Annotated in this window: 1 protein-coding gene; it reads right to left on the minus strand. The window is 40.6% G+C overall.

Annotated elements, in window-relative coordinates:
• Positions 1-37: 37 nt before the first annotated feature.
• Positions 38-261, minus strand: a 224-nt coding sequence (locus SB658_RS24955; RefSeq protein WP_410603098.1) for an SCP2 sterol-binding domain-containing protein, incomplete at its 5' end; no start/stop codon positions are given.

The following is a 261-nucleotide window of genomic DNA, read 5'->3' on the forward strand; positions in this document are numbered from 1 at the left end:
TGTCAACGCTGTAAATCGCTAATTTCCTAGTAAACGACTACGTTATCATTTTTCGAAAAAAACCGTTCGTCAGCCAAAGCACCGCCTCTAGTCTTAGGAGCGCACGGAATGACCCTTTTACTTTCACTTGTCCCCTGCTAATTAACTGCTGTAAGGACATATCTCCATCTAATAATTGAAGTATTTCTTTTCTCTCACCATAAAAGATGAGATCCGATAACTCAATTGCAGGTAGTTTCTTCACTTCACCACGCTCATCCA

It is taken from the genome of Bacillus sp. SIMBA_008, from assembly GCF_046535495.1.
GTDB classification, from domain to species: domain Bacteria; phylum Bacillota; class Bacilli; order Bacillales; family Bacillaceae; genus Bacillus; species Bacillus subtilis.